The following is a 26,448-nucleotide window of genomic DNA, read 5'->3' as shown; positions in this document are numbered from 1 at the left end:
CATCCGGGCTTGTGTGCCGGTGCCGCCACGGGCAGAGTTCCCGAGCGTGGACGCCAGCAGAGTGCAGGAGGCCGCCGCCGTTCTGGCCGGGGCCTACGCGACGCGCGAGCCGATCGAGCCGCTGATCAAGACCTTCCCGGAGGCGACCGTCGAGGACGCCTACCGGATCCAGCAGGAGCAGGTGCGGCACTGGACGGCCGCGGGTGACGCCGTCCGCGGGCACAAGGTCGGCCTGGCGTCGGCGGCGATGCAGCGGCAGATGGGCGTCGACCAGCCCGACTACGGTCACCTCACCGGCAGCATGTTCCACCTCGAGCACCAGCCGATCCCGACGTCGGCGTTCCTGCAGCCGCGGATCGAGCCGGAGATCGCGTTTGTGCTCGGGTCGGCGTTGCGCGGCCCCGGCGTCACCGTCGCCGACGCGGTGGGGGCTGTTTCATTCGTGCTGCCGTCGCTGGAGATCGTCGACTCGCGGATCCAGGACTGGAAGATCACGCTGTTCGACACGATCGCCGACAACGCGTCGTCCGGCGGCGTGGTCCTGGGCAGCAGCCCGGCCGCGTTGGGTTCCGTGGATCTGCGGCTGGCCGGTTGTGTGCTGTACCAAAACGGCTCGGTCGCGGCGACGGGCGCGGGCGGCGCGGTGCTCGGGTCACCGGTGAACTCATTGGTGTGGCTGGCGAACACGGTGGGGCCGCTGGGCGTCACGCTGGAACCCGGGCACGTCGTGCTGCCGGGCTCGATGACCCGGGCGATTGCGGTCTCGCCGGGCGACACGGTCGTCGCCACCATCGCCGGCATCGGCAGCGTCACCGCGGTGTTCGCCCCTTCGGAGGAGTCATGAACGTGCGTGAAGCGGCGGCCGCCCTGCTGGCCACGGAGTCGGAGCGGCCGCCGCTCTCGCAGGACTGGCCGGACCTCGACGTCGACACGGCGTACGCGATCCAGGACGAGGCCCTGCGCCAGCGCCGGGCCCGCGGCGAGACGCTGATCGGCGTCAAGCTGGGCCTGACGTCCCGGGCGAAGCAGCAGCGGATGGGCATCGACGCGCCGTTGCTGGCCTGGCTGACCGACGCGATGGTGCTGCCCGCGGGCGTGCCGGTGCCGTCGTTGATCCACCCGCGAGCCGAGCCGGAGCTGGTCTTCGTACTGGGCCGACGTCTTTCCGGCCCCGGCGTCACGGCAGCGACGGCGCTGGCCGCTGTCGACCGGGTGTACGGCGGGATGGAGATCATCGACAGCCGCTACACGGACTACCGCTTCACGCTCCCGGACGCGGTCGCGGACAACGGCTCGTCGGCCTACTTCGCCCTGGGCCCGGTAGGCGTCCCGCCGGCTTCTTTGGACCTTTCCCTGGAGGCCGCGCTCTTGGAGGTCGACGGCCAGATCGTCGACACGGCCACCGGCGCGGCCGTCCAAGGCCACCCGGCGGAGGCCCTGGCCCTGGCGGCGAACACCCTGGCGACCCGCGGCCTGGCCCTGGAGCCGGGCTGGCTGGTCCTGACAGGTGGCATGACAGACGCAGTCCCGCTCAACCCAGGTTCCCGGGTAGCGGCCCACTTCTCCCACCTAGGCTCGGTAACCCTCTCCGCTTAACCCGCTCACACGCACCTGCACGGACGACACGCGTACCTGAGCGGACGACACGGCGGCACCGGCCGGCAGCCAGCGTGTCGTCCGGCCAGGTACGCGTGTCGTCCGGCTGAGTACGCGTGTCGTCCGTGCAGGTACGCGTCAGGTGGTGACTTGGGCTCGGTCGGCGACTCGGGTGATGCCGGCGACCACCCGCGGCCAGACCGCGCGGGGCAGGTCGTGGCCCATGCCCGGGACGATGTCGAGGTCCGCGCCCGGGATCGCGCGGGCCGTCGCGCGGCCGCCGGAGACGTGGACCAGCGGATCCTGCGCGCCGTGCACCACCAGCGCCGGCACCCGCACCTTGCGCAGCCGGGCCGATCGGTCGCGGTCGGCCATGATCGCCGCGAGCTGGCGGACCGTGCCGCCCGGGTGGACGCCGCGGTCGAACGTCCGCTCGGCCCGCTCGCGCATCCGGGCCTCGTCGAACGGGTAGCCCGGCGAGCCGATCACGCGGAACGTCCGGACCGCCAGCTCGACGTACTCGGCGCGGTCGCGCGGCCGGGCGCCGAGCAGCATCGACATCGCCTTCGGGCTCGGGCGCCCGACCAGCCGGCTCCCGGTGGTCGACATGATCGACGTCAGCGAGAGCACCCGCGCCGGGTACCGGATCGCCAGCGTCTGCGCGATCATCCCGCCCATCGACGCGCCGACGACGTGCGCCGCCGGAACGCCCAGCGCGTCCAGCAGCCCGACGGCGTCGGCGGCCATGTCGGCGAGCGAGTACGGCGCGCCGCGCAGCAGGTACGCCTGCGCGAGGTTGGCCCGGCCGCGCATCCGGCTCGACCGGCCGGCGTCCCGGTTGTCGAACCGGATCACGTAGAAGCCTTGCGCGGCAAGGGATTCGCAGAACTCCTCGTCCCACCAGATCATCGGGGCGCCGAGGCCCATCACGAGCAGCAGCGGCCGCCCGCCGGTGTCGCCGAACGTCTCGTGGCACAGGGTGATGCCGTTGACCTCCGTGACGCGCTCCGCCATCAGGCCTCCCGGGTGTGCTCCGCGGCGAGCTTGGTGAGCTCGGCCAGCGCGTCGTGCAGGTGGTCGATCAGGTCCCAGACGTCCGGGATCAGTTCGCGGCAGGCGATGAACCCGAAGTCGAGCTTGCCGTCGTAGGACATCACGGTGATGTTCAGCCCGCCACTCGCGTCGGTGATCGCGGACACCGGGTAGTTCGCGAGCAGCCGGGCGCCAGCCAGGTAGAGCGGCACCTGCGCGCCCGGGACGTTCGACACGACGAGGTTGACGACCGGCGTGGTGGCGCCGAGGTACTTCATGGTCGCGCGGGCGGCGAGCCCGCCGAGCGCGGCGGGCAGCATGCCGCTGAAGTCGACCAGCCACGACGCCGGCAGCGGCTGGTACCGCTGCTTCGCGGCGACCATCGCGCTGGTGACCTCGGCCAGCCGCGCGCCGGGGTCGGCGAGGTGCGTCGGCAGCGGCGCGAGCATGACCGACACCTGGTTCCCGGCGTCCTTCGCCTGCTCGGGCGTGCGCACCGACAGCGGGACCAGCGTCACGAGCGGCTGGTCGGGCAGCGCGTCGTGATCGACGAGCCACCGGCGCATGACCGTCGCGCACAGCGCCATCACGACGTCGTTCACCGTGACGCCGAAGGCGTTCTTGACCCGCTTGACCTCGTCGAGCGGCAGCGAGCCGTAGGCGAACCGGCGGTGCGCGCTGATCGGCCCGTTGAACGGGGTGTCCGGCGCGACCAACCGCGGCCGGTCGGCTTCGTGGCGTCCGGAGCCCTGGCGCGTGACGCGGTTGAGCACGCTGCCGGCCTTCGCGAGCAGCCCGACGCCGGGGTAACGGCCGAGGCCGGGCACCTCGTCGATGTGCTGGAGCAGCTTCGGCACCTGCAGCGCGGCCTTGACGGGGTGCAGCGCGAGCCGTTTCACGCCGTTGAGCGCGAGTTCGACGGGTGTCGGGATCTCGTCTTTTTGCGGCTCCTCGGGCGGCGCGACCGGGCGCGGCTCGGCGGTGACGTCCATGAGTACGCCGATGAGCTCGGCCCCGGAGACGCCGTCGATCGCGCTGTGGTGCACCTTCGTGTAGACCGCGACGTTGCCGTCACGCAGGCCCTGCACCAGGTAGGCCTCCCAGAGCGGGCGCCGCCGGTCGAGCGGCCGCGCGGTCAGCCGCGAGATCTGTTCGGCGAGCTGCCGCTCGTCGCCCGGCGCGGGCAGGGCGATCTCCCGGACGTGGTACTCGAGGTCGAACTCGGGATCGTCGATCCAGTACGGGTGGTCCAGCCCGAGCGGTACCGGCAGCAGCCGCCACCGCAGGGGTTTGGCGAGGTGCAGCCGCGAGCCGATGAGCTCCCGCAGGTCGTCGACGGTCACGGTGCCGCCGGGCGCGGTCGCCGGATCGAGGATCGACAGGCCGCCGACGTGCCCGGTGGTGGTGGTCGACTCGGCGTTGAGGAACTGCACGTCGAGTGCGGTGAGCTGGCGCATCGGGCCTCCTCGGGGACTCGGCAGGCCAGTCTGCCCGGCGGGGTCGCAGGCGTAAATCCGCTAGGAGGGTGCGGGCTGTCGTTGCTCTTCGCCTGAGCCGTTGCGGTAAGCGCGGGCCTGGATCTCGTACAGCTCGTGGTAGACCCCGCCCGCGTGGATCAGCTGTTCGTGGGTGCCTTCCTCGATGAGCCTGCCCTTCTCCAGGACCAGGATGCGATCCGCGGACTTGATGTTGGCCAGCCGGTGGGTCACCAGGACCGTGGTGCGCCTGCCGCGCGTCGAGGTGGTTGCGTGCTGCAGGCCCGCGAACACCCTCGCCTCGGCGCGGGCGTCGAGGGCCGCCGTGGGTTCGTCGGCCACCAGGACCGATGCGTCGCGGTAGATGCCGCGGGCGATGCCCATGCGCTGCCACTGGCCGCCGGACAGGTCGTGGCCTTCGTCGAATTTCTTGGACAGCACCGTGTTCTCCTGCCTGGGCAACGACTCGATCACCTCGCCGGCGCCGGAGTAGTCCACCGCCTCGCGCCACGCCAGCCGTTCCGGGTCGGGCCGGCCGAGGCGCCCGACGGTGATGTTGTTCGCCGCGGTCATCGGCCACTCCGCCGGCTCCTGCGCGATCACCGCGATGTTCGTGTGCACCGACTCCGGGTCGGCCCGGGCGAGGTCGACGTCGTCCCAGTGCACGGTGCCTTCGTCCGGTGGGTAGAGGCCGGTCAGGAGCTTGCCGAGGGTGGTCTTGCCCGAGCCGTTCTCGCCGACGAGCGCGATCACCTCGCCGCGCCGGATCGTCAGCGAGATGTCCCGCAGCGCCGGCTTCTTCTGGCCCGGGTAGGTGAACGTGACGCCCTCCAGCCGGATCTCGGCCGGGTCGGCGGGCGCGGTCAGCGCGGCCGGCGGTGGCCGCAGCTTCGCCGACTCCAGCAGCAGCTGGTTGTAGAACCCGATGTAGAACGAGTCCTCGTACAGCGAGTTGACCGCGCGCATGGTGTTGGACAGCGCCGTCGACGCCGTGCGCATCGCCAGCACCGCCGTGCCGGCCAGCGCCAGCTCCATCCCGCCGGTGTAGAGCAGCCAGCCGAGCACCAGGTAGGCGACGGCGGTACCGAGGCCGGCCGCGGCGCGTCCGGTGGCGCGGACCAGGTTGCTGCGGTGCGCGAGCCGGATTTCTTCGCGCGTCAGGCTGCGCGAGATGCGCCGGTACTCGCCGAGCAGCGGCTCCTGGAGGGTGAGCGCGTGGCGTTCGAGGGCCATCGACCGCCAGGTGGCGACCTCCTCGACGATCGACTTGCGGATGTTGCGCCCGACCGTGTCGAGGAAGTGCCGGTAGTTCAGCTTGGCCACGCGCGCGGCGGACCAGCCGTCGGCGGCCGCCGCGAGCAGCAGGACCGGCGCCAGCCACGGGTCGAGCAGGCCGGCCGTGAGCATTGCCGCCGCGAGCGAGATCGCCGACGAAGTCAGGTCCGCCACCCGGCGCAGGCTGGTCTCGATCGCCCGGACGCCGTACCGCGCGCCCTGCCGGGCCAGCTCCCGGAAGTCCGCGTCCTCGAACGCGATCAGCCCGACGCGCACGACCGACGCCGTCACCGCGTCGTCCGCCGCCGCGGTGACCCGGGGCCGCAGCGCGCCCTCGACGGCGGCGACGGCGGCGTCGAGCAACGCGCGCGCCGCGTACGAACCGGTGACGATGGCGATCGCGGGCAGCGACTGCAGGACCCGCTCCGGGGTCGGGCCCTGTTCGAGGAGCGCGGTGAAGACGTTCGCGGTGGCGAGCAGCCCGAACGCGGTGACGCAGCCCGAGGCGACGTGCACCACCCCGGCCAGCACGGTCAGCCGCGGCGAGGTCCGCCAAGCCAGCCGCAGCACGACGGCGATCGCGGCGGGCAGCGCCCGCACGGCCCGCCCGAACCCGGCGTCGGCCACGCGTTCGTCGACCCGCGCCCATTCGGGCATCTTCATGTTCTCGACCCCGATCAGCGGGGGCGAGTCCGGGGTTTCCTGGGGTGGTCCGGCGGATCTGCGCACGCGTTCAGGTGTACTCCGGGGGTACGACAATTCCGGCGGACCGAGTACCGCCGTGATGCCACGGTCCGGGGTCGGCGTACCGCCATCCGGGTGAAAGTAATCGTTTTCTCTGGGCTGATCGCGGCCTCGAGGACACACTCGCTGCATAGCCTGAAAGCGCACGGCTGAATAACTAATAATTGTTGTGGAATTGACCCGCCGCCGGGTCGCCCGCATCGGGCGGACCCGCGGATGTGGTGGCAGAGACCGGAAACGGGTGACGTCCTCGTGCGAGGGGGGAGGGGCGTCGCCCGTTTCCCCTACCTGTTTTCGCGGGTGTACCGGGCGCGCAGGAATGGGCTGAATTCGCCGTCTTCGCCCATCTTCACGTCGATTTCGTGGGTGAGGGTGTCGCCGTCCGGCGTGAGCCGGTGCCGGGCCACCCCGCGGGCGGTCTTCTTGTCCAGGACGAGCGTCGCGCCGTCCCAGCCGCCGCGGGCAGGCGACTCGGGCGGGAAGCCGTAGCTGTCGAAGCCGTACCAGAGGGTCTCGCCGGTCTGCGGGTCCGCGGTGAAGACGTTGTGGCCCAGGAACTCCGAACCGTCTTCGCGGCGCTGACGGTACTGCTGGATCAGCGCGAAACCGTTGAGTCGCAGGCGATATTCGCAGTCGGCGCGCGCGGTCGAGGCCGGCGCCCACGGGGACGCGGCGAGTTCTTCGGTGCCGGTCCAGTCGCCGACGAACGCCTTCAGGGCGTCGTGCGCGGGGCCGAGGGTGGGCATGTCCATGGTCGTCTCCATTCGACAGGTGCCTGTCAATATGGGAGGCTAGCACGCATGCGATCCACCAGAGCCGAGACGTTCACCCGGGTGATCGACGCGGTCTTCGCGTGCAACGGCGGCTTCCTGGCCGCGGGCGACGCGCTGACGGCACCGGTCGGCCTGACGGCGGCGCAGTGGCAGGTACTGGGCTTCCTGGAGGACGGCGCGGCGACAGCCGCGGAGGTCGCGCGACGCCGGGGGCTGCGACGGCAGAGCGTGCAGGAGACGGTGAACCGCTTGCTGCGCAACGGAATGCTGGAGAAGGCGCCGAACCCGGCGGACGCACGGGCGCCGCTGCTGTCGTTGACGGCGCGGGCTCGGGAGGCGATGGGTGCGCTGGGGGAGGCGCAGGTCGAGTGGGCCGAGAGGCTGGCGGCGGAGGTACCGGAGGAGGACTTGGAGGTGACGCTGCGGACTTTGCGGCGGTTGCGGGGGTTGGTGACGGGGCCGCGGTCGTGAGGGGTTCGGCTGGGTGAGCTGCGCCGGGGAGGAATTGAGGGCCACGCTGCGGACTTTGCGGCGGTTGCGGAGGTTGGTGGCGAGGCCGCGGTTGTGAGGGCTCGGGTGGGCGGGCTGCGCTGGGGGTGCGGCTCACCTGGCCGGGCGGGATGTGCCGCGGCGGGCGAGGGTGGCGAACGGGTGCTCCGGTGGAGTACGGCTCACCGGATCAGCCAAGGTGTTCGCCGCCGGCGCCGACATTGAGGAGATGGCGCCGCCGCGCTGTTGGCTGGAGGACGGCGCCCCAACGTGGCGTTGGACGCACCGAACGCCGCGTTGGGGCGTTAGGGCTCAGGCCCAGGTGCGGGTCAGTCCGGTTTGATGCCCAGCAGGGTCAAGAATGTGCGGAAGCCCGCCGACATGTCGACTTGCTCCGGATCCAGCAGCCACTGCAGCTGCAGGCCGTCCAGGACCGCGATCGCCAGTGGGGCCAGCTGTTCCGGGGTCGAGCCCGGGGGCAGCTCGTCGCGGTGGCGCTCCAGCATCTCCGTCATGCCGGCTCGGACCCGGGCGTAGCGGTCGTGGAAGTACGACCTGGCCGGGTGGTCGTCGGTGACGCTGTCCGCGGCCAGGACCGTGTACGTCTGGACTATCCCCTTGCGGGTCGCGTTGTAGTCGACCAGGTCCGCCAGCTGGTTCACCGTCATGGCCGACGAGTCGCGGCCGAAGTGCAGGAGGTCCCACTCGTCGCGGGTCTCCAGGACCGCCGTGAGCAGGTCTTCCTTCGTCGGGAAGTAGTGCATCAGGCCCTGCTGGGTCAGGCCTACCCGGTCGGCCACCGCGGCCAGGGACGTGCCTCGGTAGCCGCGCTCGGCTATCACGTCGAACGCGGCACGGACGATGCTCGTGCGGCGGTCGGCGCCCCTGGCCCGGGTCATGATCCCGAGCCTACGGGACAAGCTGTCACGGAAGCATAACTTTCACTGCTCGGTGCCAGGTAGGCTGACAGCAGGACCTCCGGAAGGGGCGGCATGAGCTTCGACGTCGACGCGCTGCTGGACAAGCTCGACCTGGACGCCAAGGCGAGCTTGCTCGCCGGCCAGGACGTCTGGAGCCTGCCTCCGCGGCCGGAGATCGGGCTCGCGTCGCTCGTCCTCTCCGACGGCCCCGTCGGCGTCCGCGGGGTGCGGTGGAGCCCGGACGACCCGTCCGTCACCCTGCCCAGCCCGACGGCGCTCGCCGCCGCCTGGGATCCGCGGCTGGCCGTGCGCGCCGGGCGGCTGCTCGCGCAGGAGGCCCGGCGTAAAGGCGTGCACGTGCTCCTCGCGCCCACCGTCAACCTCCAGCGCTCACCGCTGGGCGGCCGGCACTTCGAGTGCTACTCCGAAGATCCCCTCCTCACCGGGATGGTCGGCGCCGGTTACGTCACCGGCGTGCAGGACGGCGGGGTCGCCGTCACGGTCAAGCACTTCGTCGCCAACGACTTCGAGACCGAACGCTTCACCGCCGACGTCCGTGTCGGCGAACGCGCGCTGCGCGAGCTCTACCTCGCGCCGTTCGAACTCATCGTCCGGCGGGCCAGGCCGTGGGGGATCATGGCCGCCTACAACAGCGTCAACGGCATCACGATGACCCAGCACGCCGAACTGCTCAACGGCGTGCTGCGCGACGAATGGGGCTTCGACGGCTTCGTCGTCTCCGACTGGCTGGCCGCGCGCGACACCGTCGCGTCGGCGAACGGCGGCCTCGACGTCGCGATGCCCGGCCCGCGCACCGTGTTCGGCGAACGGCTCGCCGAAGCCGTGCGCGACGGCGAGGTCGACTCCGCCGTCGTCGACGAGATGGTCCGCCGCGTGCTCCTGCTCGCCCACCGGACCGGCGCGCTGGACGGAGCCACGCCGACCCTGGAGTCCGATGTGGACGGTGACGCGGTCGCGCGCGAGATCGCGCACCGGTCGTTCGTGCTGCTCAGCAACGAAACCGGCGTACTGCCCCTCAAGCAACCGAAAACCATCGCCCTGATCGGCGCGCTGGCCGCGGACCCGAAGATCCTCGGCGGCGGCAGCGCCACCGTGTTCCCCGACCATGTCGTCTCCCCTCTCGACGGCCTCCGCAAGGCTGTTCCCGCAGGCACCGAACTCAGTTACGCCATCGGTGCCGATCCGCGGACGACGCTACCGCCGGCCACCGACAATTTCCGGCTCCGCGCCACCGCCAAAGCCGCCGATGGCACCCGATTGGCTGAATTTCCGTTGCGAGAGGCGAGAATCGACTGGATCGGCGAGCTGCCGGCCGGCCTCGACCTGGCCACGCTGGCGAGCGTCGAGATCGACGGCACGTTCCTCCCGGAGACCACCGGCACGCACACCTTCGGCCTCACCGGTCCCGGCGACCTCCGCCTGGTCGTCGGCGGGCAGAGCCTCTTCGACGGCGTCAACCTGCCCGAAGGCGGTGACGTCTTCACGTCGATCATGCAGGTCATCGAGCAGCGGCGGGACGTCGAACTGACCGCGGGCGAGCCGGTCGACGTCAGCCTGACCTACTGGATCCCGTCGGAGATGGCGGAGTTCGCGCGCGGCACCTTCGCGTGGGTGACCTTCGCGCTCGGGCACCGCGGCCCGGTGTCCGACCCGGACGCCGCGCTCGACGAAGCCGTTGCGCTGGCCGGGAAATCCGACGTCGCCGTCGTCGTGGTCGGCACCACCGCCGAGGTCGAGAGCGAGGGGTTCGACCGGACTTCCCTGGCCCTGCCGGGAAGGCAGGACGAACTCGTCCGGCGGGTCGCGGAGGTCAACCCGAACACCGTGGTCGTCGTCAACGCCGGTTCGCCGGTCGAGCTGCCGTGGCGCGAGGAGGTCGCCGCGGTGCTGCTCACCTGGTTCCCCGGCCAGGCCGGCGGGGACGCGCTCGCCGACGTCCTCTTCGGTCGTGAAGAGCCCGGCGGCCGCCTGCCGACGACCTGGCCGGCCAAGCTAGAAGACGCGCCGGTTACGCGCGTGACGCCCGAAGAAAGCGTGCTGCCGTACGAAGAGGGTGTCTACATCGGCTACAGCGCGTGGGCCCGCACCGAGAAGCAACCCGCCTACTGGTTCGGTCACGGCCGGGGCTACACGACCTGGTCCTACGACGAGCTCGACGTCTTCCCCGACGACGAAGGCGGCGCGAAGGTGCGCGTCCGCCTCCGCAACACCGGGACGCGCAAGGGCCGCGAAGTCGTCCAGCTCTACCTGGCCCCGACCGAACGCGGCGACCGGCCGCACCGCTGGCTCGCCGGCTTCGCGAGCGTCGAAGCGGGCCCGGGCGAGGCGGTGGACGCCGAGATCGCGATCGCGCCGCGTTCGGTCTCGACCTGGCGCGACGGCTGGCAGCACATCGCCGGCGAGTACGTCCTCGAGGCTTCGCACTCCTACGCCGAGCCCCGGCTGAGCACGCGGACCGTGCTGCAGAAAATCCGTTGACGCCTACCGCGGGCGGCCCGTAGGTTCTGCCCCGCACCCTTGACCGGCGAAAGGAGGTGGGTCCGATGATCACGCAACCGATCACGCGCTCCCACCTCGCAGCGAGGGTGCCCAGTCCGTAGACCGGGAGCGCGCGTACTCCCGGAAGGATTTCCATGACCGATCTGGTCGTGCGCCCGCTCGAAGCGGGCGAAGAAACACTGTTCACGTCCCTGCCCGACCGCGGTCTCGTCGGCCGGAAGCTGCTCGGCAAGGACTACGCCGAGATGGCGCGCCGGGGTGAGTACCGGCCCGGCTGGTCGTGGGTCGCGCTGCGCGACGGCGTCGTCGTGGCGCGGGCCGCCTGGTGGGCCGGGCCGGACGACGAAGAGCCGATCGCGCTCGACTGGTTCGACTTCACCGACCTCGACGCCGCGGTGCAGCTGCTGACCACGGCGCCGTTCCGGGCGGAGTACTCGCTGACCACGCCGCCCGCCTGGCAGGACGACCCGGACGTCGCTCACGAGGTGACCATCCGCGTCGAAGCGGCGGAGAAGGCGGGCTACCGCAAGCTCGTCGAGCGCTACCGGTACTGCTGGACGCCGGAAAACGGCCTGCCCGGGAAGCCGGGCCGGCTCGAGTTCCGGCCCGAGCCGGACGACGACGCCATTCTGGACGTCTTCCGCAAGGTCAACGCCGACAGCCTCGACGCGCACGTCCGCCGCGTGGTGGCCGAGCAGGGCGTCGAGGCCGCCGCGCAGGAGGACCTCGACATCATGCGGTGGATGCCGGCGCCGCGGGAGTGGTGGCGGCTCGCGTACACACGCGAAGGCGACTTGGTCGGCTTCGCGTTGCCGAGCCGCAACTACTACGACCCGGTGATCGGTTACATCGCCGTGGTGCCGGAGCAGCGGGGGCACGGTTACGCGTACGACCTGCTGGTCGAGGCCACGCACGACCTGGTCGCGCAGGGCGCCGACCGGATCGTCGCGGCCACCGACGTCCCGAACATCCCGATGGCGAAGGCCTTCGCGAAGGCGGGCTACCCGGTGACGCAGCACCGCATCGATCTGGTCTGAGCCTCTTGTGAGGGCCCGCGGCGGCCGTGTCTTGCCTGGCACGGCCGCCGCGCGGTACCTTCGCTAGAGCGATCTATCTAGTGAACCTTGGGGGCCTGTGATGGACGTTCTTCAGGGGAAGGGGCTGACGCCGCTTCGCGTGATCCTCGGCTTCTCCCTGCTCAGCACCACGCTGCACTACACGCACAACACGATCCGCGTCGCGGACTACCCGCAGCTGCCCGGCGTCCCGGCCGTGGTGGCGGGCGTGGTCGTCGCGTTCGGCTGGGTGCTCTTCACGACGTTCGGTTACTTCGGCTACCGCGCCTACACGCAGGGGCGCTACCCGCGGGCGCTGGCGTTCTTGCTCGTCTACTCGCTGGCCGGGATGATCACCCTGGGCCACTTCCTGACCGGCGTGCCGCAGATCCCGGCGTTCTGGTTCGCGACGATCTTCACCGACTCCGCGGCCGGCCTGGCGCTCTGGGTTTTCCTCATCTGGGCCTGGGCGACGCTCAACCGGGTGACCTCGCGAGATCAAGTTTCTACACAACATTGACGTTCGCAGAATTCGTGTAGACAATCGGAGAGGTGACCACCACCACACCGGTTGACTTCGGCCGCCGTCCGGACGAGTACCGCCACTGGCGGCTCAGCCTCGACGGGGAGGTGGCCTGGCTCGAGCTGGACGTCGACGAGCAAGGCGGACTGGTCCCGGGCTACGAGCTCAAGCTCAACTCCTACGACCTGGGCGTCGACATCGAGCTGTACGACGCCACCCAGCGGCTGCGGTTCGAGCACCCCGAGGTCCGCGTGGTGGTCGTGACCAGCGCGAAGGACAAAGTCTTCTGCGCCGGTGCGAACATCCGGATGCTCGCCGCGTCCGAGCACCACTGGAAGGTGAACTTCTGCAAGTTCACCAACGAGACCCGCAACGGCATGGAGGACGCGACCGCGCACTCCGGCCAGACCTACGTCGCCGCGGTCAACGGGACGTGTGCCGGCGGCGGTTACGAAATCGCCCTGGCCTGCGAAAAGATCCTGCTGATCGACGACAACTCCTCGACCGTCGCGTTGCCGGAGGTGCCGCTGCTGGGCGTGCTGCCCGGTACCGGCGGGCTGACCCGGGTGGTGGACAAGCGGCGCGTCCGGCGCGACCTCGCCGACGTCTTCGCGACACGCTCGGACGGCGTCAAGGGGAAGACGGCCGTCGACTGGCGGCTGGTCGACGAGCTGGTGCCCCGTCAGGGGTTCCGCGAGACCGTGCTGCAGCGGGCCCGCGAGATCGCGCGCGAGTCCGACCGGACCGGCGAAGGTGGCATCGAGCTGACGCCGCTCGAACACCGCCACGTCGATGTCACGGTCGAAAAAGACCAGGCCACCATCACCATCAAGGGGCCTGAGAACGACCCCGGTGACCTGCACGAAGAGGGCGCGGGCGGCTGGTTCCTCGCCATGACGCGCGAGCTGGACGACGCCATCCTGCGGCTGCGTACCAACGAGGTCGAAGCCGGCACGTGGATCCTGCGGACCCAGGGCGACCCGGCGAAGGTGGTCGCGCACGAGCAGGCCGTCCTCAGCGGGAAGGACTGGCTGGCCAACGAGATCACGCACTACTTCAAGCGCACGCTCAAACGCCTCGACGTCACCAGCCGCAGCCTGATCGCGCTCATCGAGCCCGGCAGCTGCTTCGCCGGCGCGCTGCTGGAGGTCGCGCTGGCCGCGGACCGGCAGTACATCCTCGACGGGCCGCCGATCGACAATGAACACAGTGAGCAACGCGCGTCCATCCGGCTGACCGACGCCAATTTCGGCGCGTTCCCGATGGGCAACGGCCTGACCCGGCTGCAGGCGCGGTTCTACGGCGACGACGACCACCTCGCCTGGCTCGCGCGGGAAAAGGACCGTGACCTCAGCGCCGCCGAAACCGTCGAACTCGGCCTGGTCACCGACGCCCCGGACGACCTCGACTGGGAGGACGAGATCCGGATCGCGCTGGAGGGCCGGGCGTCGCTCAGCCCGGACGCGCTCACCGGTATGGAGGCCAACCACCGGTTCGTCGGCCCGGAGACCATCGAGACCAAGATCTTCGGCCGCTTGGCGGCTTGGCAGAACTGGATTTTCACCCGGCCGAACGCATCCGGACCGGAAGGCGCGCTGCGCCGATACGGTACTGGTCAGAAGGCCGTCTTCGACAGGAAGCGGGTCTAGCGCACATGCCCGAGAAGATCGACTACGACGCCAAGATCCCCAACAACGTCAGCCTCGCCGACGACCGCCGGCTGCAGCGCGCGCTGGAGGGCTGGCAGCCGAAGTTCATGCACTGGTGGGGCGAGATGGGCCCGACGCTCGAAACCCAGGGCGTCTACCTGCGGACCGCGATCAGCGTGGGCCGCGAGGGCTGGGCGCACTTCGACCACGTCAACGTGCCGGACTACCGCTGGGGCATCTTCCTCGCCGAGCGCGACCCCGACCGGCGGATCTCCTTCGGCGAGCACAAGGGTGAGCCCGTGTGGCAGCAGGTGCCCGGTGAGTACCGCGCCGACCTGCAGCGGCTGATCGTCATCCAGGGCGACACCGAACCGGCGTCCGTCGAGCAGCAGAAGCTCCTCGGGCTCACCGCGCCGAGCCTCTACGACCTGCGGAACCTGTTCCAGGTCAACGTCGAAGAGGGCCGCCACCTGTGGGCGATGGTCTACCTGCTGCACGCCTACTTCGGCCGCGAAGGCCGGGACGAGGCCGAAGGGCTGCTGCTGCGCAACTCCGGCAGCCCGGACGCGCCGCGCATCCTCGGCGCGTTCAACGAGGAAACCGCCGACTGGCTGGCGTTCTACATGTTCACCTACTTCACCGACCGCGACGGGAAGTACCAGCTCGGCACGCTCAAGGAGTCCTCCTTCGACCCGCTCTCGCGCACCTGCGAGTTCATGCTGAAGGAGGAAGCGCACCACATGTTCGTCGGCACCACCGGCGTCGACCGCGTGGTCATGCGCAGCGCCGAGCTGATCCGCGAGCACGACACGCGCGACATCGGCCCGCACGGCGGCATCCCGCTGGAGCTGATCCAGCGCTACATCAACTTCCACTACACCGTCTCGCTCGACCTGTTCGGCAGCGAGACGTCGACGAACGCGGCGAACTACTACACCGCCGGGCTCAAGGGCCGCTGGCAGGAGACCCGCCGCAAGGACGACCACAAGCTCACCGGCGACGCCCGCACGCTGGACAAACCGGCCGGCGACGGCACCTGGACGTCCGAGGAGCTGCAGGCGATCCTGCTGCTGAACCTCGACCTGCGCGGCGAGTACACGGCCGACTGCGAGACCGGCGTCAAGCGCTGGAACAAGATCCTCACCGAGGCCGGGATCGACTTCACGTTCCGGTTGCCGCACCCTGGTTTCAACCGGGATGTGGGCATAAACTCCGGCCACCACGTCACTCCCGACGGGACGATCGTCGACGAGACGACGTGGCTGGCCGGCAAGAACAAGTGGCTGCCCACGACCGAGGACCTCGCGTTCGTCCGCTCGCTCATGCACCCGGTGTACGAGCGGGGGAAGATCGCGAGCTGGGTGGCGCCGCCGCGGCAGGGCATCAACGGCAAGCCGTTCGACTACGAGTACGTGTACCTCACGTAGGAGGCCTGGGTGGCGACAGGGTTCAACGCGGCCGAGTACCTGCTCTCGGCCGGGCAGCCGGACGCGATCGCGGTCGTCTCGCCCCGCCGTTCGCTGACCTACGCCGAGCTGACGGCGGAGTCCCGGCGGGTCGCCGCCGGGCTCGCCGGGCTGGGCGTGCGGCCCGAAGAGCGGGTCATGTTCTGCATGGTCGACGACGTCGAGCTGCTCACCGGCATCCTCGGCGCGATGCTCGCGGGCGCCGTCGCGGTCCCGGTGTCGACCATGGTCACCGGGCTGGAGCTGGGCAAGATGCTCGCCGACTCGCGGGCGCGGCTGCTGTGCGTCTCGGGTGAGTTCGCCGAGCAGGCCGTGACCGCGCTCGGCCTCGCCCCCGAGGTCACCGACGTCCTGCTCGACCGCGCCGAGGCGACCGGGTTCGGCGTCCGGACGCACCAGTGGTCTTCGCTGGGCGGCGAATTCCGGAGTGGACGGACGTGGGAGGACTCGCCCGCGTTGTGGCTGTACACGTCGGGGACGACGGGGCAGCCGAAGGGCGCGATGCACCGGCACGCGAGCATCCGGGCGGTCTGCGAGACGTACGGCCGCGAAGTGCTGGGAACCGTCGCGACCGACCGGGTCCTGTCCGTGCCGAAGCTCTTTTTCGCCTACGGACTGGGAAATTCGGCGTTCTTCCCGCTCGCGGCGGGCGGGACGACGCTGCTGGAGCCTTCGCGCCCGACACCCGCGTTGTTCGCCCGACGCCTGCGAGAAGAAAAGCCGACGTTGTTCTTCGCCGTGCCGACGTTCTACGCGGCATTGCTCGCCAGCGACGTCCCGGACGACTCGTTCGCGTCGGTGCGGTACGCCGTTTCGGCCGGCGAGCCGCTGCCCGCGTCGCTGTTCGAACGGTTCCGCGCGCGCTTCGGCCTGGAGATCCTCGACGGCATCGGATCGACCGAGGCGCTGCACATCTTCCTGTCGAACCTGCCGGGTTCGGTGCGGCCGGGCAGCACCGGCGTCCCGGTTCCCGGGTACGCCGTGCAGATCCGCGACGAGGCCGGCGCGGTGATCGACGCCGTCGGCAAGCCCGGCGAGCTGTTCGTGTCGGGGCCCTCGACGGCGACCGGGTACTGGGCGCGTTACGACGCGACGAAGCTCGTGTTCCAGGGCGAGTGGCTGCGCACCGGGGACAGTTACGTGCTCAACGAGGACGGCACCTACAGCTGTCTCGGCCGCTTCGGCGACATGCTCAAGGCGGGCGGGATCTGGGTGTCACCGTCCGAAGTGGAGGAACGGCTGCGGCAGCACCCGGCGGTGGCCGAGGTCGCGGTCGTCGCCGCGCCGGACGCCGACGGCCTCGACAAGCCCGTGGCGTGCGTGGTGGCCGCTCCCGGGGTTACGGTGGACGCGCAAGAGCTGATCGAGTTCTGCCGCGAAGGACTCGCGGCGTTCAAGCGTCCCCGAGGGGTGGTCGAGCTGGCCGAGCTGCCGAAGACGGCGACCGGGAAGATCCGCCGCAACGTGATCCGCGAGCAGGTCCGCGACGCGCTGCTGGTGGTGCCCACCACGTGATCGACGGGCACTTCGTGGTCGACGCGCACGTGCACACCCCGCGTCTGCCGACACTCAAACCCGCGTGGCTGCAGTGGGCGCACGACTTCGCCGGTTCTTATCCGTGGCGTTCGGTGTACGCCGATGACGGCTCGGTCGTCCCGTCCGCCATGGACGAGTTGATGGACGCGGAAGGCGTGGACCGGGTCCTGCTGTTCTGCGAGTACAGCCCGCGGGCGACCGGGATCCAGTCCATCGAGGACAACCTGCCGCTCGTCGAGTACAACCCGGAGCGGTTCCGGTTGGTGGCGAACGTCAACCCGTACCTGCACCACCCGGCGGCGGCGGAAGTCGAACGGCAGCTGGACCTGGGCGCGGTGGCGTTGAAGATCCACCCGGTGCACGGCGCGTTCTCGCCGGCGGACAAGGAGCTGTACCCGGTCTACCAGCTGTGCCTCGAGCGCGGCGTGCCGGTGATCCTCCATTCGGGAACGTCGAGTTTTCCCGGTTCCCGCACCAGTTTCGGGAATCCCGAGCTGCTGTCCGATGTGGTCGAAGACTTCCCGGCACTGCAGTTCGTGTTCGCCCACGGCGGCCGCGGCTGGTGGTACGACGTCGCGGCGTTCCTGGCTTTGGCGCGGGACAACGTCTGGCTCGACCTGGCGGGCCTGCCGCCGAAGAAGCTGCCGGAGTACTACCAGCGGTTCGACCTGGCCCGGCTGGCGGGGAAGTTCGTGTTCGGCACGGACTGGCCGGGGGTGCCGTCGGTCGCGAAGAACGTCCGGTCGCTGGCGGGGCTGGGATGGCCCGAAGACGTGCTGACCGGAGTGCTGTCGGGCAACGCCATCAAGCTGATGCCCTCGCTCGCCTGACCACGGGGAGTGCCGGTGCGGCCACTTCGGCCCCGACGTGGCCGCACCGGCGTCCCCATGGCCCCCAGAAGTCAGCCGAGCACTTGGTGCATGCAGAGCACGTTGCCCTCGGAATCGGTGAACCACGCGGCCCGCTCCGCGCCCAGGTCCGCGATGTGGCCGACCGTTTTCAGGCCGTCGACGTCGAAGTCCTGGAACCGCACGCCACGGCTTTCCAGCGCGGCGACCTCGGCGGGCAGGTCGGTGACCTCGAAGCTCAACGCCGTGCTCTCGCTCTGCGCGTCGGCCGGCGCCGGGCGCAGGCCGATGATGCCCGCGCCCGCCGCGAAGTAGCGCGTTCCGTCTTCGCCCGCGCCCGTCGGTTTCAGGCCGAGCGCGTCGGCGTAGAAGTGGCCGGCCCGCTCGCTGTCGGTCACCGGGAGCATCGTCGTGATGGTCGAATCGGTCAGCATCGCCCCATCGTCCGCTCGCCGGAGGGCCCTGACCAGCACCGATTTTTCAACGGCACCGCTCGATGAACACGAGCGTCCGGCTCCACGCGTCGGCGCAAGGGTTGCGTGGCGAGGCTCCGGTGAGCGTTCTGCCGCGGCTGGTCGTGAGTGTTTAGGGCGGTTCTAACCGCCCTAAACACTCACGACCGCTGGCGAAGCAGAAGCAGGGCGGCACCCGCCGTCGGGTCGCCGGGCTGCGGCGGGAGGAGGTCGCCGCACTCGCCGGGATCAGCGTCGAGTACTACGTCCGGCTCGAGCAGGGGAGCAAGTGCTTCCGGCACCCCGTCGTCGGCGAGCTGACCCTGCGGTTCGAGCACTTCGACCTGCCCGGCGAGACCAGGCAAGCGGCTGGTGGCGTTCAGCCCGGAACCGGCGAGCCCGGCGGCGCCGGAGCTGCTGGCGATGTGGACGGCGCCGGCGGCTTCCTGAACCGGCTCACCCGCCGTTGTACGTCCGCAGCGTCCGCATCGCCTCGGCGAGGCCCGCCGCGTCGTCGCCCAGGGGCGCCAGGACGATGCGGCGCAGGATCTCCGCGGCGGCCGCGCGGGCCTTGTTCGCCACCTCCAGGCCGTGGTCGGTCAGCGACGCGAACGTGACGCGGCGATCGTCCGGGCTCGGGACGCGGCAGATCAGGTCGGCCGCCACCAGGCGGTCCGCGACCTTCGTGAAGCCGCCGCTGGACAGCGCGGCCTCGGTCGCCAGGCGGGTCATCGGCATCCGGTGCTCGGGCGAGCGGACCAGCCGCATCAGGATGTCGAACGACGCGGGCGCGAGGCCGAAGCGCTCGGCGATCTCGCCCATCAGCTTGTCCTGGGTGGCCAGGTAACCCTCGATGACCAGGCCCCACCAGGTGACGATCTCGTCGTCGTCGGTCTTCGGATCGGGTGTCACGCGGTCAGCCTAGCGGAGAGTCTGCCCGGAATATATCTTGCGCGCGAGAGGTTCTGCGGTTACCTTGGCCTGAGGAGGCACTCCATGTCGATCAAGACGTCCGGCCTGCACCACGTCACCGCCATCGGCGGCGACCCGCAGCGCAACGCCGACTTCTACCTGCGGACCCTCGGACTGCGGCTGGTGAAGACCACCGTGAACTTCGACGATCCGGGCACCTACCACCTCTACTACGGCGACAGCTCCGGCAAGCCGGGCTCGCTGATGACGTTCTTCCCGTGGCCCGACGCGCCGAGCGGCCGCCACGGCACCGGCCAGGCGACGACCACGTCGTTCTCCGTGCCTGAGGCGTCGATCGGCTGGTGGAAGCAGCACCTGAACGCGCAGCGGATCGAGACCGGCGAGATCCGCAACGCCGACGACGAGGACACGCTGACCTTCCACGACCCGGACGGCCTGAAGCTCGCGCTCGTCGCGCACCCGCAGGGCGACCCGCGTGACCCGTGGGACACCGAGCTGGTGCCCGCCGAGCACGCCGTCCGCGGCCTTCACTCGGTCACGCTGTCGGTCACCAGCGAGGACGCCACCGCGGGCATGCTCACCGACGGCCTTGGCCTCGGCTTCACCGGCCAGGACGGCAACCGCCTGCGGTTCGCCGCCGGGGACGGCGGTCCGGGCGCGCTGGTCGACGTCCTCGTGACGCCGGACGCGCCGCGCGGGCTGGTCGCCGCGGGCACCGTGCACCACGTGGCCTGGCGCGCGCCCGACGAGGCGACACAGAAGACGTGGCGCGAAGAGCTCGTCGACAAGGGCGTGAACGTGACGTCCATTTTGGACCGGCAGTACTTCCGCTCGATCTACTTCCGCGAGCCGGGCGGCACGCTGCTGGAGGTCGCGACCGACGAGCCCGGCTTCGCCATCGACGAGCCGCTGCTGGAGCTGGGCCGCGCGCTCAAGCTGCCGCCGTGGCTGGAGCCGAGCCGCGACGAGATCCAGCACATGCTGCCCAAGCTGAACCTCCCGGCCGAGAACAACCCGGAGCTGTCATGACGCTGGTGCACAAGTACGTCGAGGGCGCGCCGGACGCGCCGGTGCTGCTCCTGCTGCACGGCACCGGCGGCAGCCCGGACGACCTGCTCGGCCTGGCGCGCGAGCTGGCTCCGGGCGCCGCGACCCTGGCACCCGCCGGGCCGGTGTCGGAGCACGGCGCCGCACGCTGGTTCCGCCGGCTCGAAGAGGGCGTGTTCGACCACGAAGACGTCGTCAACCGAGCCCATGAGCTGGCGGACTTCGTCGTCGAGGCGCGGGAGAAGTACGGCTTCGGCGACCGCCGGCTGGTCGCCGTGGGCTTCTCGAACGGCGCCAACATCGCCGCCGCCGTCGCGCTGCTGCGGCCCGAGGTCGTGCGCGAAGCCGCGCTGTTCGCGGCGATGTCGCCGGTGCCGGACCCGCCGTCACACGACTTGAGCGCGTCGCGGATCTTCCTGGCCAACGGCGAACACGACCCGATGGCGCCGCTCGCGTCGACCGGGGAACTGATCCGGCTGCTGCGCGAGCGCGGTGCCGACGTCGTCACGGATCGTCACCCCGGCGGGCATCAGGTCACTGTGGACGGTGTTCGCGCGGCGGCGAAGTGGCTTGCGCCGTAGCGATTGTACGGAGCGTATACGGCGTCACCCTAGGATCGGGTGATGACTAACGAGGCACTACAGCGTGCTACCGAACTGCTGGACGGGGTCATCCTCGCCGACGGGCACAACGACCTGCCGTGGGAGCTGCGGCAGCACGGTGGCGCGAACCCGGTCGAGGCGGTCGCCTCGCTCGACCTGACCGTCCGGCAGCCCGCGTTGCACACCGACTTCCCGAAGCTCGCCGACGGGAAGCTGGGCATGCAGTTCTGGTCGGTGTACGTGCCGTGTGAGTTCGAAGGCCACAGCGCGGTGACCGCCGTGCTGGAGCAGATCGAGGTCGTCCACCAGCTCGCCGAGCGCTACCCCGACCGGCTCCGGCTGGTCGACACCGCGGATGAGGCCGAGGCGGCGTTCGCCGACGGCCGGATCGCGTCGCTGCTCGGCGCCGAAGGCGGGCACAGCATCGCCGAGTCGCTCGGGGTGCTGCGGATCCTGCGCCGCCTCGGCGTCCGGTACATGACGCTGACGCACAACTTCAACACGACCTGGGCCGACTCGGGCACCGACGAGCCGGTCCACGGCGGGCTCACCGAGTTCGGCCGCGACGTCGTGCGCGAGATGAACAAGATCGGGATGATGGTCGACCTCTCGCACGTCGCGCCGTCGACGATGCGGGCGGCGATCGAGGTCAGCTCGGTGCCGGTGATCTTCAGCCACTCGTCGTGCGTCGCGGTCAACGACCACCCGCGCAACATCCCCGACGACGTCTTCGCGAAGCTGCCCGGCAACGGCGGCGTCGCGATGGTCACCTTCGTGCCCGCGTTCATCTCGCCGAAGGTCGCGGCCTGGGACGAGCGGCTCAAGGCGGCCATGGCCGAGGCCGGGCAGGACTACCGCAACCTCACCCAGCGCGGGAAGTTCGTCGCGGAGTGGGACGCGCCGGCCAAGCCGAAGGCGACCGTCGACGACGTCGTCGCGCACGTCGAGCACGCCCGAGAGGTGGCCGGGGTCGACCACATCGGCCTCGGCGGCGACTACGACGGCGTCGGCGCGCTGCCGGAGGGGCTGGAGGACACGTCCAAGTACCCGGTGTTGTTCGCCGCGCTGCTCGACCGGGGGTGGAGTGACGACGACTGCGCGAAACTGGCCGGGAAGAACACGCTCCGCGTGCTCCGGGACGTCGACGCGTACACCCGTTAGAGGGTTTGACGCAGCGGTCCCCGCGTGCTGGACGGACACTGGACACATGACGCACGCGCGCGGGGACGCGGCCGGCCACCCCACCGGCTCCGCAGACCACGACCTGCCCGGGAATCTCCCCGGAACCGAGGTGCCGGAAGGCGCGCTGGAGCCCGCCGAGCTGCGCGCCGGCGACGTCCGGCCGGGCACGGAAGAGGTGACCCCGGTGCGGCCGGCGCCGGCCCGGGTCGGCACGGCGTCGACGACGAGCCGGGGCAAGGGCAAGGCCCGGCCGACGCGGATCAGCGGCACCTGGGTCGCGGTGATCGCCGGCCTGCTCGTGCTGACCGTGCTGCTGGTGTTCATCCTGCAGAACCTCGACCCGGCGACGGTCCACTTCTTCGGCGCCGAAGGCAGCCTGCCGCTGGCCATCGCGATGCTGTTCTCGGCCCTGGGCGGCGCGGCGCTGGTCGCCCTGATCGGCGGCGCCCGCATCCTGCAACTGCGGAAGCAGGCTCGCCACCCGCGCCGCTGACAGCTCACTTTCCCTAGGAAAGATGCGTCCGAAGGCCCCCTCGACGCATCTTTCCTAGGGAAAGTGACGTCTCAGACGATGATCGACGTCATCCCGAGGATCGTCGCGCAAACGTTTTCGTCGCCTGATGTCTTGACGCGGCCGAGGTCGGGGGCGTTGCGGGTGCAGAGGCGCCAGAACGTGTCCAGGTCCGTTGTCACCGTGGCCAGCGGCGTGCGGGACGGCGGGGCGCCGCGGTCCAGGACCCAGCCGTCACGCTCGAGGCGCGCGTGCCACTTGCCGCCGCCCGGACCGGTCACCGTGTAGCCGACCTGCTTGCCGACGCGGGCCTCGACGTCGCGCAGGGTGTGCGGCAGCGCGCGGACGAACGTGTCGGCGATCGGCTCGGCGTGCTCGGCCTCCAGCGGCGTGTGCTCCAGGGCCTCGCGCAGCTGCACGTGGTGGACCCAGAACTCCGAATAGTCCCGGGCCGCGTCCAGCCAGCGCGGCGCCGGCGCGTCACCCGCCCAGCTCACCGGCTCGCCCAGGACGTCGAGGTCGAGCTTCGCCCAGTACTCGGTGGTCTGGCCCATGAACTCGTACAGCATCGTCAGCAGGACGTCCGTCGAGAGGCGGCGGCAGGCGACGACCCACTCCTCGTTGAGCCGGTCGATGAACCGCGGGAACGCCTCACCGGGGCGCGGGCCGTCGGCGGAGTGGCCGTCGCGGCCACGGGACAGGCGGCCGACCTTGTCGCCCAGCAGGTGGGCCGCGATGTCCTTGACCGACCAGCCGGTGCACATCGTCGGCCGCGTCCAGTCTTCCTCGGTCAACGCGCCGAGCAGCGTCATCAAGGACTGCTCCTCCTTCGCGAAGTACGGGAGGACGTCGATCGGCGGACCCCAAGGATTCATGTCGCACATCATGCGCTGCTGTCCGGGGCTTCGCCCCGAGCCGGGGGCTCCGCCACCCGGGCCCCCGAAGGATGCTGGTCGTCACACGACCATTCGGCCTACTCACAGGTAGCATCACCGCGTAAGCAGAGGGGAGTCCGCCCGTGAACGCAGAGCGACCGAACGGCCGGGGCACCGGCGACGAGGTGGCCGACCTGGCCCGCCGCGCCGGTCAGCTGGCCGGCTGGGCCGCGCGCACCGGCTTCGCGTTCACCCGCCGGCTGCCCGGTGTGGAGACCGCCGAACGCGGGGTGCGGCAGGTCGAGCGCCAGCTGCTGGGCGAGCTGCGGCGACGGCTCGACGAGGTCGACGACCCGTACCACGCGGCGCTCACCGCGGCGTCCGCGATGAACCGCCCGGCGGTGTCGGGCTCCCGGCCGATCGAAGCCACCGTCACGCTCGTGCCCGCGCGCGACAACCAGGCCGAGCCGCTGCGCGCCGCGATGGCCGAGCTGCTCAACCACTCCATCGGCTTCGGCCGCGCCCGGGCCCGCGAGTACTTCTACGCGATCATCCTGCGCCAGCTGACGCCGGACGAGGCCCGCATCCTGTCGGCGCTGTCGGACGGCTCGCCGTTCCCCGCGATCGACGTCGCCGAGCGCACCAGCCTCGGCGGCGCGGGCCGGCTGGTGCTGCGCAACGCGTCGACCGTCGGCAAGGTCGCCGGCGTCTCGCTGCCCGACCAGGTGCCCGGCTACGTCACGCGGCTGATCGGGCTCGGCCTGGTCGACCTCGACGAAGAGGTGCCGTCGCTGGAGACGCAGTACGAGATCCTGATGACGGACGAGACCGTGCGCGACGCCGAGAAGCACGTCAAGCGCGCGAAGTTCGTCAAACGGACGATCCACGTCTCGCGCCTCGGCGCGGAGTTCTGGCAGGCCTGCGACCCGAGTCTCGGCTGACCCGTGGGGTCGTTCCTCGCCGGCATCGTCGCCGACTTCGCGCAGCACTGGCCCCTGTACGTCTCGATCCCGATCGTCGCGGCCCTGATCGGGTACGGTACCAAGCTCGTCGCGATCCGGATGATGTTCCAGCCGGTCGAGTTCATCGGCATCAAGCCGTTCTTCGGCTGGCAGGGCATCGTGCCGAAGCGTGCCGCGCGGATGGCGAGCATCGCCTGCGACACGATGACCGAGCAGCTGATCAAGCCGGCCGAGGTCGTCGCCCGGCTCGACGCCGGCCGGATCGCCAAGGAGATCGAGAAACCGCTGCTCGCGGGCGTCGAGGACATCGTGCGCGAGGTCGCCGGCCACTACCAGCCGGGGCTGTGGGAGTCGCTGCCGGTGCGGGTGCAGCAGCTGGTGATCGAGCGCGTCCAGCACGAGTCGCCGCGGATGGTCGCCGCCGTCCTCGATCTAATCAAGTCCGATGTGGACAGTGTGTTCGACCTCAAGGGCATGGTGGTCACCAGCCTGGTCAAGGACAAGCGGCTGCTCAACCGGATCTTCCAGGAAGCCGGCGCCCAGGAGTTCAAGTTCATCGCGCGCTCGGGCCTGGTGTTCGGCGGCGCGATCGGCTTGATCCAGATGATCGCCTGGGTGCTGTTCAAGTTCCCGCTGATCATGCCGGTGTTCGGCCTGTTCACCGGCTGGTTCACCGACTGGCTCGCGCTGCGGATGATCTTCTTCCCGATCGAGCCCAAGAAGTACTTCGGCGTCGAGTGGCAAGGGCTGTTCCTGAAGCGGCGCAAAGAGGTCGCGGAGGCGTACGGCGAGCTGATCGCGAAGGAGATCATCACGCCGCACAACGTCATCGAGGCGATCCTGCACGGCCCGCTGTCCGACCGCGTCCTCGCGCTGATCCAGCGCCAGCTGGACGCGGAACTCGGCCGGGTCGCGCGGCCGCTGGTGGTGTTCGCCGTGGGCAGCCGCAAATACCAGGACATGAAGCTCTCGATCGCCGAGCAGATCATGAACCGCCTGCCGGAGACGATGCGCTACATCGAGGACTACGCCACGGACGCGATGGACATCCGCAACGTCCTGGTGTCGAAGATGAAGGAGCTGTCCCCGCACGAGTTCGAGCGCCTGCTGCGCCCGGCCTTCGAGCAGGACGAATGGATCCTCATCGCGACCGGCGCGGTCCTGGGCTTCGCGGTCGGTGAGGCGCAGGTGCTGCTGCTGGAGCACCTCGCGGCTTAGGCGAAGTCGTACGCCTTCCGCGCGTCGGCGACCTTCGAGCGGTGCTTGGCCGCCCACGCCGAAAGGGCGTGCAGCGGCTCGTCCAGCTCCGCCGCGTGTGCGGTCATCGGGTACTCCACCCGGGGCCGGGACCTCGGGGTAGACCTTCCGCGTCACCAGGACTGTCACGTCGCCCGTCTCGCTACTGGGGAGGCATACCGAATGGTCGTGGGCGAACTACGGCGAAGCGGCGGTCACGTCCGCAGCCGCAGTGATCCACCGGAGCCCACGACCGAGATCGTCGCGCTGTGGGGGCCGTTCCTCACCGCGTACGGCGACGTCGTCAACCACGTCGGCGCGATCCCGCTCGCCGCCACGCGCACCGCGGCGAAGAAGCAGCGGCTGCTGGACGCGGGCGCGGCGCACGTGATCGTGACCGACGACGAGGACGTCGTCGCCCGCACCCGCGAGGTCACCGCGGGCCACGGCGCGGACTTCGTGTTCGACGCGGTCGCCGGGCCGGGCGTGCGTGCCCTGTCCGACGCGACGGCGAAGGGCGGCACGCTAGTCGTCCCCGAGACACCGTTCCCGCTGTGGACCCCGCCGACCATGCGGATGTTCAACGCGTTCGAGCTGACCATGAACCCGCAGCGGCTGGACCGGACGTTCGACTTCTTCGACATCGCCGAGTCGCACCGGTACCTCGAAGCGAACGGCCAGTTCGGCAAGGTGGTGGTCACGGTCGGCGGCTGAGAAGGCGATCAACTCCACCCGAACGGCCGTACA

The 26,448-nt window shown here is 70.5% G+C and carries 26 protein-coding genes; 17 read left to right on the top strand and 9 right to left on the bottom strand.

What is annotated here, in order from left to right; translation table 11 throughout:
• Positions 1–46: 46 nt before the first annotated feature.
• Positions 47–844, top strand: coding sequence for a 2-keto-4-pentenoate hydratase (locus OHS18_RS26685; protein WP_328612784.1), 798 nt, complete (start codon positions 47–49; stop codon positions 842–844).
• Positions 841–1,596 (top strand): 2-keto-4-pentenoate hydratase, encoded by a 756-nt coding sequence (locus OHS18_RS26680; RefSeq protein WP_328612783.1) that lies wholly within the window; start codon positions 841–843, stop codon positions 1,594–1,596. Before OHS18_RS26685 ends, OHS18_RS26680 begins: the two co-directional genes overlap by 4 nt.
• A gap of 138 nt (positions 1,597–1,734) precedes the next feature.
• On the opposite strand, the gene OHS18_RS26675 is transcribed toward OHS18_RS26680, so the two are convergent.
• From OHS18_RS26675 to OHS18_RS26660, 4 genes are all read right to left on the bottom strand, one after another.
• On the bottom strand, positions 1,735–2,610 hold the full coding sequence (locus tag OHS18_RS26675; protein ID WP_328612782.1) for an alpha/beta fold hydrolase: 876 nt from the start codon (positions 2,608–2,610) through the stop codon (positions 1,735–1,737).
• A complete protein-coding gene (locus tag OHS18_RS26670) occupies positions 2,610–4,085 on the bottom strand; it encodes a WS/DGAT/MGAT family O-acyltransferase (protein ID WP_328612781.1) in 1,476 nt (491 codons plus the stop codon). The genes OHS18_RS26675 and OHS18_RS26670 overlap by 1 nt, the downstream gene beginning before the upstream one ends.
• A 60-nt stretch (positions 4,086–4,145) precedes the next feature.
• Positions 4,146–6,041 (bottom strand): ABC transporter ATP-binding protein, encoded by a 1,896-nt coding sequence (locus tag OHS18_RS26665; RefSeq protein ID WP_328618585.1) that lies wholly within the window; start codon positions 6,039–6,041, stop codon positions 4,146–4,148.
• Between the two features lie 365 nt (positions 6,042–6,406).
• Positions 6,407–6,874 carry a DUF1579 family protein gene (locus tag OHS18_RS26660; protein ID WP_328612780.1) on the bottom strand — a complete coding sequence of 156 codons (468 nt, stop codon included), beginning with the start codon at positions 6,872–6,874 and terminating at the stop codon, positions 6,407–6,409.
• Between the two features lie 48 nt (positions 6,875–6,922).
• On the opposite strand from OHS18_RS26660, the gene OHS18_RS26655 reads away from it, so the two are divergent.
• Positions 6,923–7,366, top strand: a complete 444-nt coding sequence (locus OHS18_RS26655; RefSeq protein WP_328612779.1) for a MarR family winged helix-turn-helix transcriptional regulator — start codon at positions 6,923–6,925, stop codon at positions 7,364–7,366.
• Positions 7,367–7,713: 347 nt separating this feature from the next.
• Here OHS18_RS26655 and OHS18_RS26650 read toward each other — a convergent pair whose 3' ends face one another.
• On the bottom strand, positions 7,714–8,283 hold the full coding sequence (locus OHS18_RS26650) for a TetR/AcrR family transcriptional regulator (RefSeq protein ID WP_328612778.1): 570 nt from the start codon (positions 8,281–8,283) through the stop codon (positions 7,714–7,716).
• Positions 8,284–8,376: 93 nt separating this feature from the next.
• Here OHS18_RS26650 and OHS18_RS26645 point away from each other — a divergent pair, with 93 nt between their 5' ends.
• The 7 genes from OHS18_RS26645 to OHS18_RS26615 all read left to right on the top strand — a co-directional run bounded on the left by OHS18_RS26645 (position 8,377) and on the right by OHS18_RS26615 (position 17,883).
• Positions 8,377–10,803 (top strand): beta-glucosidase H, encoded by a 2,427-nt coding sequence (locus OHS18_RS26645; RefSeq protein ID WP_328612777.1) that lies wholly within the window; start codon positions 8,377–8,379, stop codon positions 10,801–10,803.
• A 155-nt stretch (positions 10,804–10,958) separates the two neighbouring features.
• Positions 10,959–11,861 (top strand): GNAT family N-acetyltransferase, encoded by a 903-nt coding sequence (locus OHS18_RS26640; protein ID WP_328612776.1) that lies wholly within the window; start codon positions 10,959–10,961, stop codon positions 11,859–11,861.
• 100 nt (positions 11,862–11,961) lie between these two features.
• A complete protein-coding gene (locus OHS18_RS26635) occupies positions 11,962–12,399 on the top strand; it encodes a hypothetical protein (RefSeq protein WP_328612775.1) in 438 nt (145 codons plus the stop codon).
• 32 nt (positions 12,400–12,431) lie between these two features.
• A complete protein-coding gene (boxC, locus tag OHS18_RS26630) occupies positions 12,432–14,051 on the top strand; it encodes a 2,3-epoxybenzoyl-CoA dihydrolase (protein ID WP_328612774.1) in 1,620 nt (539 codons plus the stop codon).
• Between the two features lie 5 nt (positions 14,052–14,056).
• Positions 14,057–15,478 carry a benzoyl-CoA 2,3-epoxidase subunit BoxB gene (gene boxB, locus OHS18_RS26625; RefSeq protein ID WP_328448085.1) on the top strand — a complete coding sequence of 474 codons (1,422 nt, stop codon included), beginning with the start codon at positions 14,057–14,059 and terminating at the stop codon, positions 15,476–15,478.
• Positions 15,479–15,487: 9 nt separating this feature from the next.
• Complete coding sequence (locus OHS18_RS26620; RefSeq protein WP_328612773.1) at positions 15,488–17,032, top strand: benzoate-CoA ligase family protein; 1,545 nt, start codon at positions 15,488–15,490, stop codon at positions 17,030–17,032.
• Positions 17,029–17,883, top strand: coding sequence for an amidohydrolase family protein (locus OHS18_RS26615; protein WP_328612772.1), 855 nt, complete (start codon positions 17,029–17,031; stop codon positions 17,881–17,883). Before OHS18_RS26620 ends, OHS18_RS26615 begins: the two co-directional genes overlap by 4 nt.
• Positions 17,884–17,954: 71 nt before the next feature.
• Here the strand turns inward: OHS18_RS26615 and OHS18_RS26610 are convergent, their stop codons facing one another.
• From OHS18_RS26610 to OHS18_RS26600, 3 genes are all read right to left on the bottom strand, one after another.
• Positions 17,955–18,335: a VOC family protein gene (locus OHS18_RS26610; protein ID WP_328448091.1), complete on the bottom strand. Its 381-nt coding sequence runs from the start codon at positions 18,333–18,335 to the stop codon at positions 17,955–17,957.
• Between the two features lie 179 nt (positions 18,336–18,514).
• On the bottom strand, positions 18,515–18,691 hold the full coding sequence (locus OHS18_RS48590) for a hypothetical protein (RefSeq protein ID WP_328448093.1): 177 nt from the start codon (positions 18,689–18,691) through the stop codon (positions 18,515–18,517).
• 118 nt (positions 18,692–18,809) lie between these two features.
• Positions 18,810–19,265: a MarR family winged helix-turn-helix transcriptional regulator gene (locus OHS18_RS26600; RefSeq protein WP_328612771.1), complete on the bottom strand. Its 456-nt coding sequence runs from the start codon at positions 19,263–19,265 to the stop codon at positions 18,810–18,812.
• An 84-nt stretch (positions 19,266–19,349) separates the two neighbouring features.
• On the opposite strand from OHS18_RS26600, the gene OHS18_RS26595 reads away from it, so the two are divergent.
• From OHS18_RS26595 to OHS18_RS26580, 4 genes are read left to right on the top strand one after another with little or no spacing between them, the layout of a single operon-like run.
• Complete coding sequence (locus OHS18_RS26595; RefSeq protein WP_328612770.1) at positions 19,350–20,315, top strand: ring-cleaving dioxygenase; 966 nt, start codon at positions 19,350–19,352, stop codon at positions 20,313–20,315.
• A complete protein-coding gene (locus OHS18_RS26590; RefSeq protein ID WP_328612769.1) occupies positions 20,312–20,914 on the top strand; it encodes an alpha/beta hydrolase in 603 nt (200 codons plus the stop codon). The genes OHS18_RS26595 and OHS18_RS26590 overlap by 4 nt, the downstream gene beginning before the upstream one ends.
• Before the next feature lie 42 nt (positions 20,915–20,956).
• Positions 20,957–22,096 carry a dipeptidase gene (locus OHS18_RS26585; RefSeq protein ID WP_328612768.1) on the top strand — a complete coding sequence of 380 codons (1,140 nt, stop codon included), beginning with the start codon at positions 20,957–20,959 and terminating at the stop codon, positions 22,094–22,096.
• Positions 22,097–22,142: 46 nt separating this feature from the next.
• Positions 22,143–22,610, top strand: coding sequence for a LapA family protein (locus OHS18_RS26580; RefSeq protein ID WP_328612767.1), 468 nt, complete (start codon positions 22,143–22,145; stop codon positions 22,608–22,610).
• 71 nt (positions 22,611–22,681) lie between these two features.
• Here OHS18_RS26580 and OHS18_RS26575 read toward each other — a convergent pair whose 3' ends face one another.
• Positions 22,682–23,503: a maleylpyruvate isomerase family mycothiol-dependent enzyme gene (locus tag OHS18_RS26575; RefSeq protein ID WP_328612766.1), complete on the bottom strand. Its 822-nt coding sequence runs from the start codon at positions 23,501–23,503 to the stop codon at positions 22,682–22,684.
• A 143-nt stretch (positions 23,504–23,646) separates the two neighbouring features.
• Between OHS18_RS26575 and OHS18_RS26570 the strand changes: the two genes are divergently transcribed.
• The 3 genes from OHS18_RS26570 to OHS18_RS26560 all read left to right on the top strand — a co-directional run bounded on the left by OHS18_RS26570 (position 23,647) and on the right by OHS18_RS26560 (position 26,415).
• On the top strand, positions 23,647–24,444 hold the full coding sequence (locus OHS18_RS26570) for an Abi-alpha family protein (protein ID WP_328612765.1): 798 nt from the start codon (positions 23,647–23,649) through the stop codon (positions 24,442–24,444).
• A 3-nt stretch (positions 24,445–24,447) separates the two neighbouring features.
• Positions 24,448–25,683 (top strand): DUF445 domain-containing protein, encoded by a 1,236-nt coding sequence (locus tag OHS18_RS26565; protein ID WP_328612764.1) that lies wholly within the window; start codon positions 24,448–24,450, stop codon positions 25,681–25,683.
• Positions 25,684–25,890: 207 nt separating this feature from the next.
• Positions 25,891–26,415, top strand: coding sequence for a zinc-binding dehydrogenase (locus OHS18_RS26560; RefSeq protein WP_328612763.1), 525 nt, complete (start codon positions 25,891–25,893; stop codon positions 26,413–26,415).
• The last annotated feature ends 33 nt before the right edge of the window (positions 26,416–26,448 follow it).

Origin of the sequence: Amycolatopsis sp. NBC_00355 (assembly GCF_036104975.1) — a bacterium.
Classification (GTDB): Bacteria; Actinomycetota; Actinomycetes; order Mycobacteriales; family Pseudonocardiaceae; genus Amycolatopsis.
This window is presented reverse-complemented; position numbering and strand designations above follow the sequence as displayed.

Coding starts and splice junctions, on each gene's coding strand:
- OHS18_RS26660 (WP_328612780.1), bottom strand. CDS start 6,874: ATGGACATGCCCACCCTCGGCCCCGCGCACGACGCCCTGAAGGCGTTC.
- OHS18_RS26675 (WP_328612782.1), bottom strand. CDS start 2,610: ATGGCGGAGCGCGTCACGGAGGTCAACGGCATCACCCTGTGCCACGAG.
- OHS18_RS26635 (WP_328612775.1), top strand. CDS start 11,962: ATGGACGTTCTTCAGGGGAAGGGGCTGACGCCGCTTCGCGTGATCCTC.
- OHS18_RS26585 (WP_328612768.1), top strand. CDS start 20,957: ATGACTAACGAGGCACTACAGCGTGCTACCGAACTGCTGGACGGGGTC.
- OHS18_RS26590 (WP_328612769.1), top strand. CDS start 20,312: ATGACGCTGGTGCACAAGTACGTCGAGGGCGCGCCGGACGCGCCGGTG.
- OHS18_RS26680 (WP_328612783.1), top strand. CDS start 841: ATGAACGTGCGTGAAGCGGCGGCCGCCCTGCTGGCCACGGAGTCGGAG.
- OHS18_RS26580 (WP_328612767.1), top strand. CDS start 22,143: ATGACGCACGCGCGCGGGGACGCGGCCGGCCACCCCACCGGCTCCGCA.
- OHS18_RS26610 (WP_328448091.1), bottom strand. CDS start 18,335: ATGCTGACCGATTCGACCATCACGACGATGCTCCCGGTGACCGACAGC.
- OHS18_RS26670 (WP_328612781.1), bottom strand. CDS start 4,085: ATGCGCCAGCTCACCGCACTCGACGTGCAGTTCCTCAACGCCGAGTCG.
- OHS18_RS26640 (WP_328612776.1), top strand. CDS start 10,959: ATGACCGATCTGGTCGTGCGCCCGCTCGAAGCGGGCGAAGAAACACTG.
- boxB (WP_328448085.1), top strand. CDS start 14,057: ATGCCCGAGAAGATCGACTACGACGCCAAGATCCCCAACAACGTCAGC.
- OHS18_RS26665 (WP_328618585.1), bottom strand. CDS start 6,041: ATGAAGATGCCCGAATGGGCGCGGGTCGACGAACGCGTGGCCGACGCC.
- OHS18_RS26575 (WP_328612766.1), bottom strand. CDS start 23,503: ATGAATCCTTGGGGTCCGCCGATCGACGTCCTCCCGTACTTCGCGAAG.
- OHS18_RS26650 (WP_328612778.1), bottom strand. CDS start 8,283: ATGACCCGGGCCAGGGGCGCCGACCGCCGCACGAGCATCGTCCGTGCC.
- OHS18_RS26595 (WP_328612770.1), top strand. CDS start 19,350: ATGTCGATCAAGACGTCCGGCCTGCACCACGTCACCGCCATCGGCGGC.
- OHS18_RS26655 (WP_328612779.1), top strand. CDS start 6,923: ATGCGATCCACCAGAGCCGAGACGTTCACCCGGGTGATCGACGCGGTC.
- OHS18_RS26645 (WP_328612777.1), top strand. CDS start 8,377: ATGAGCTTCGACGTCGACGCGCTGCTGGACAAGCTCGACCTGGACGCC.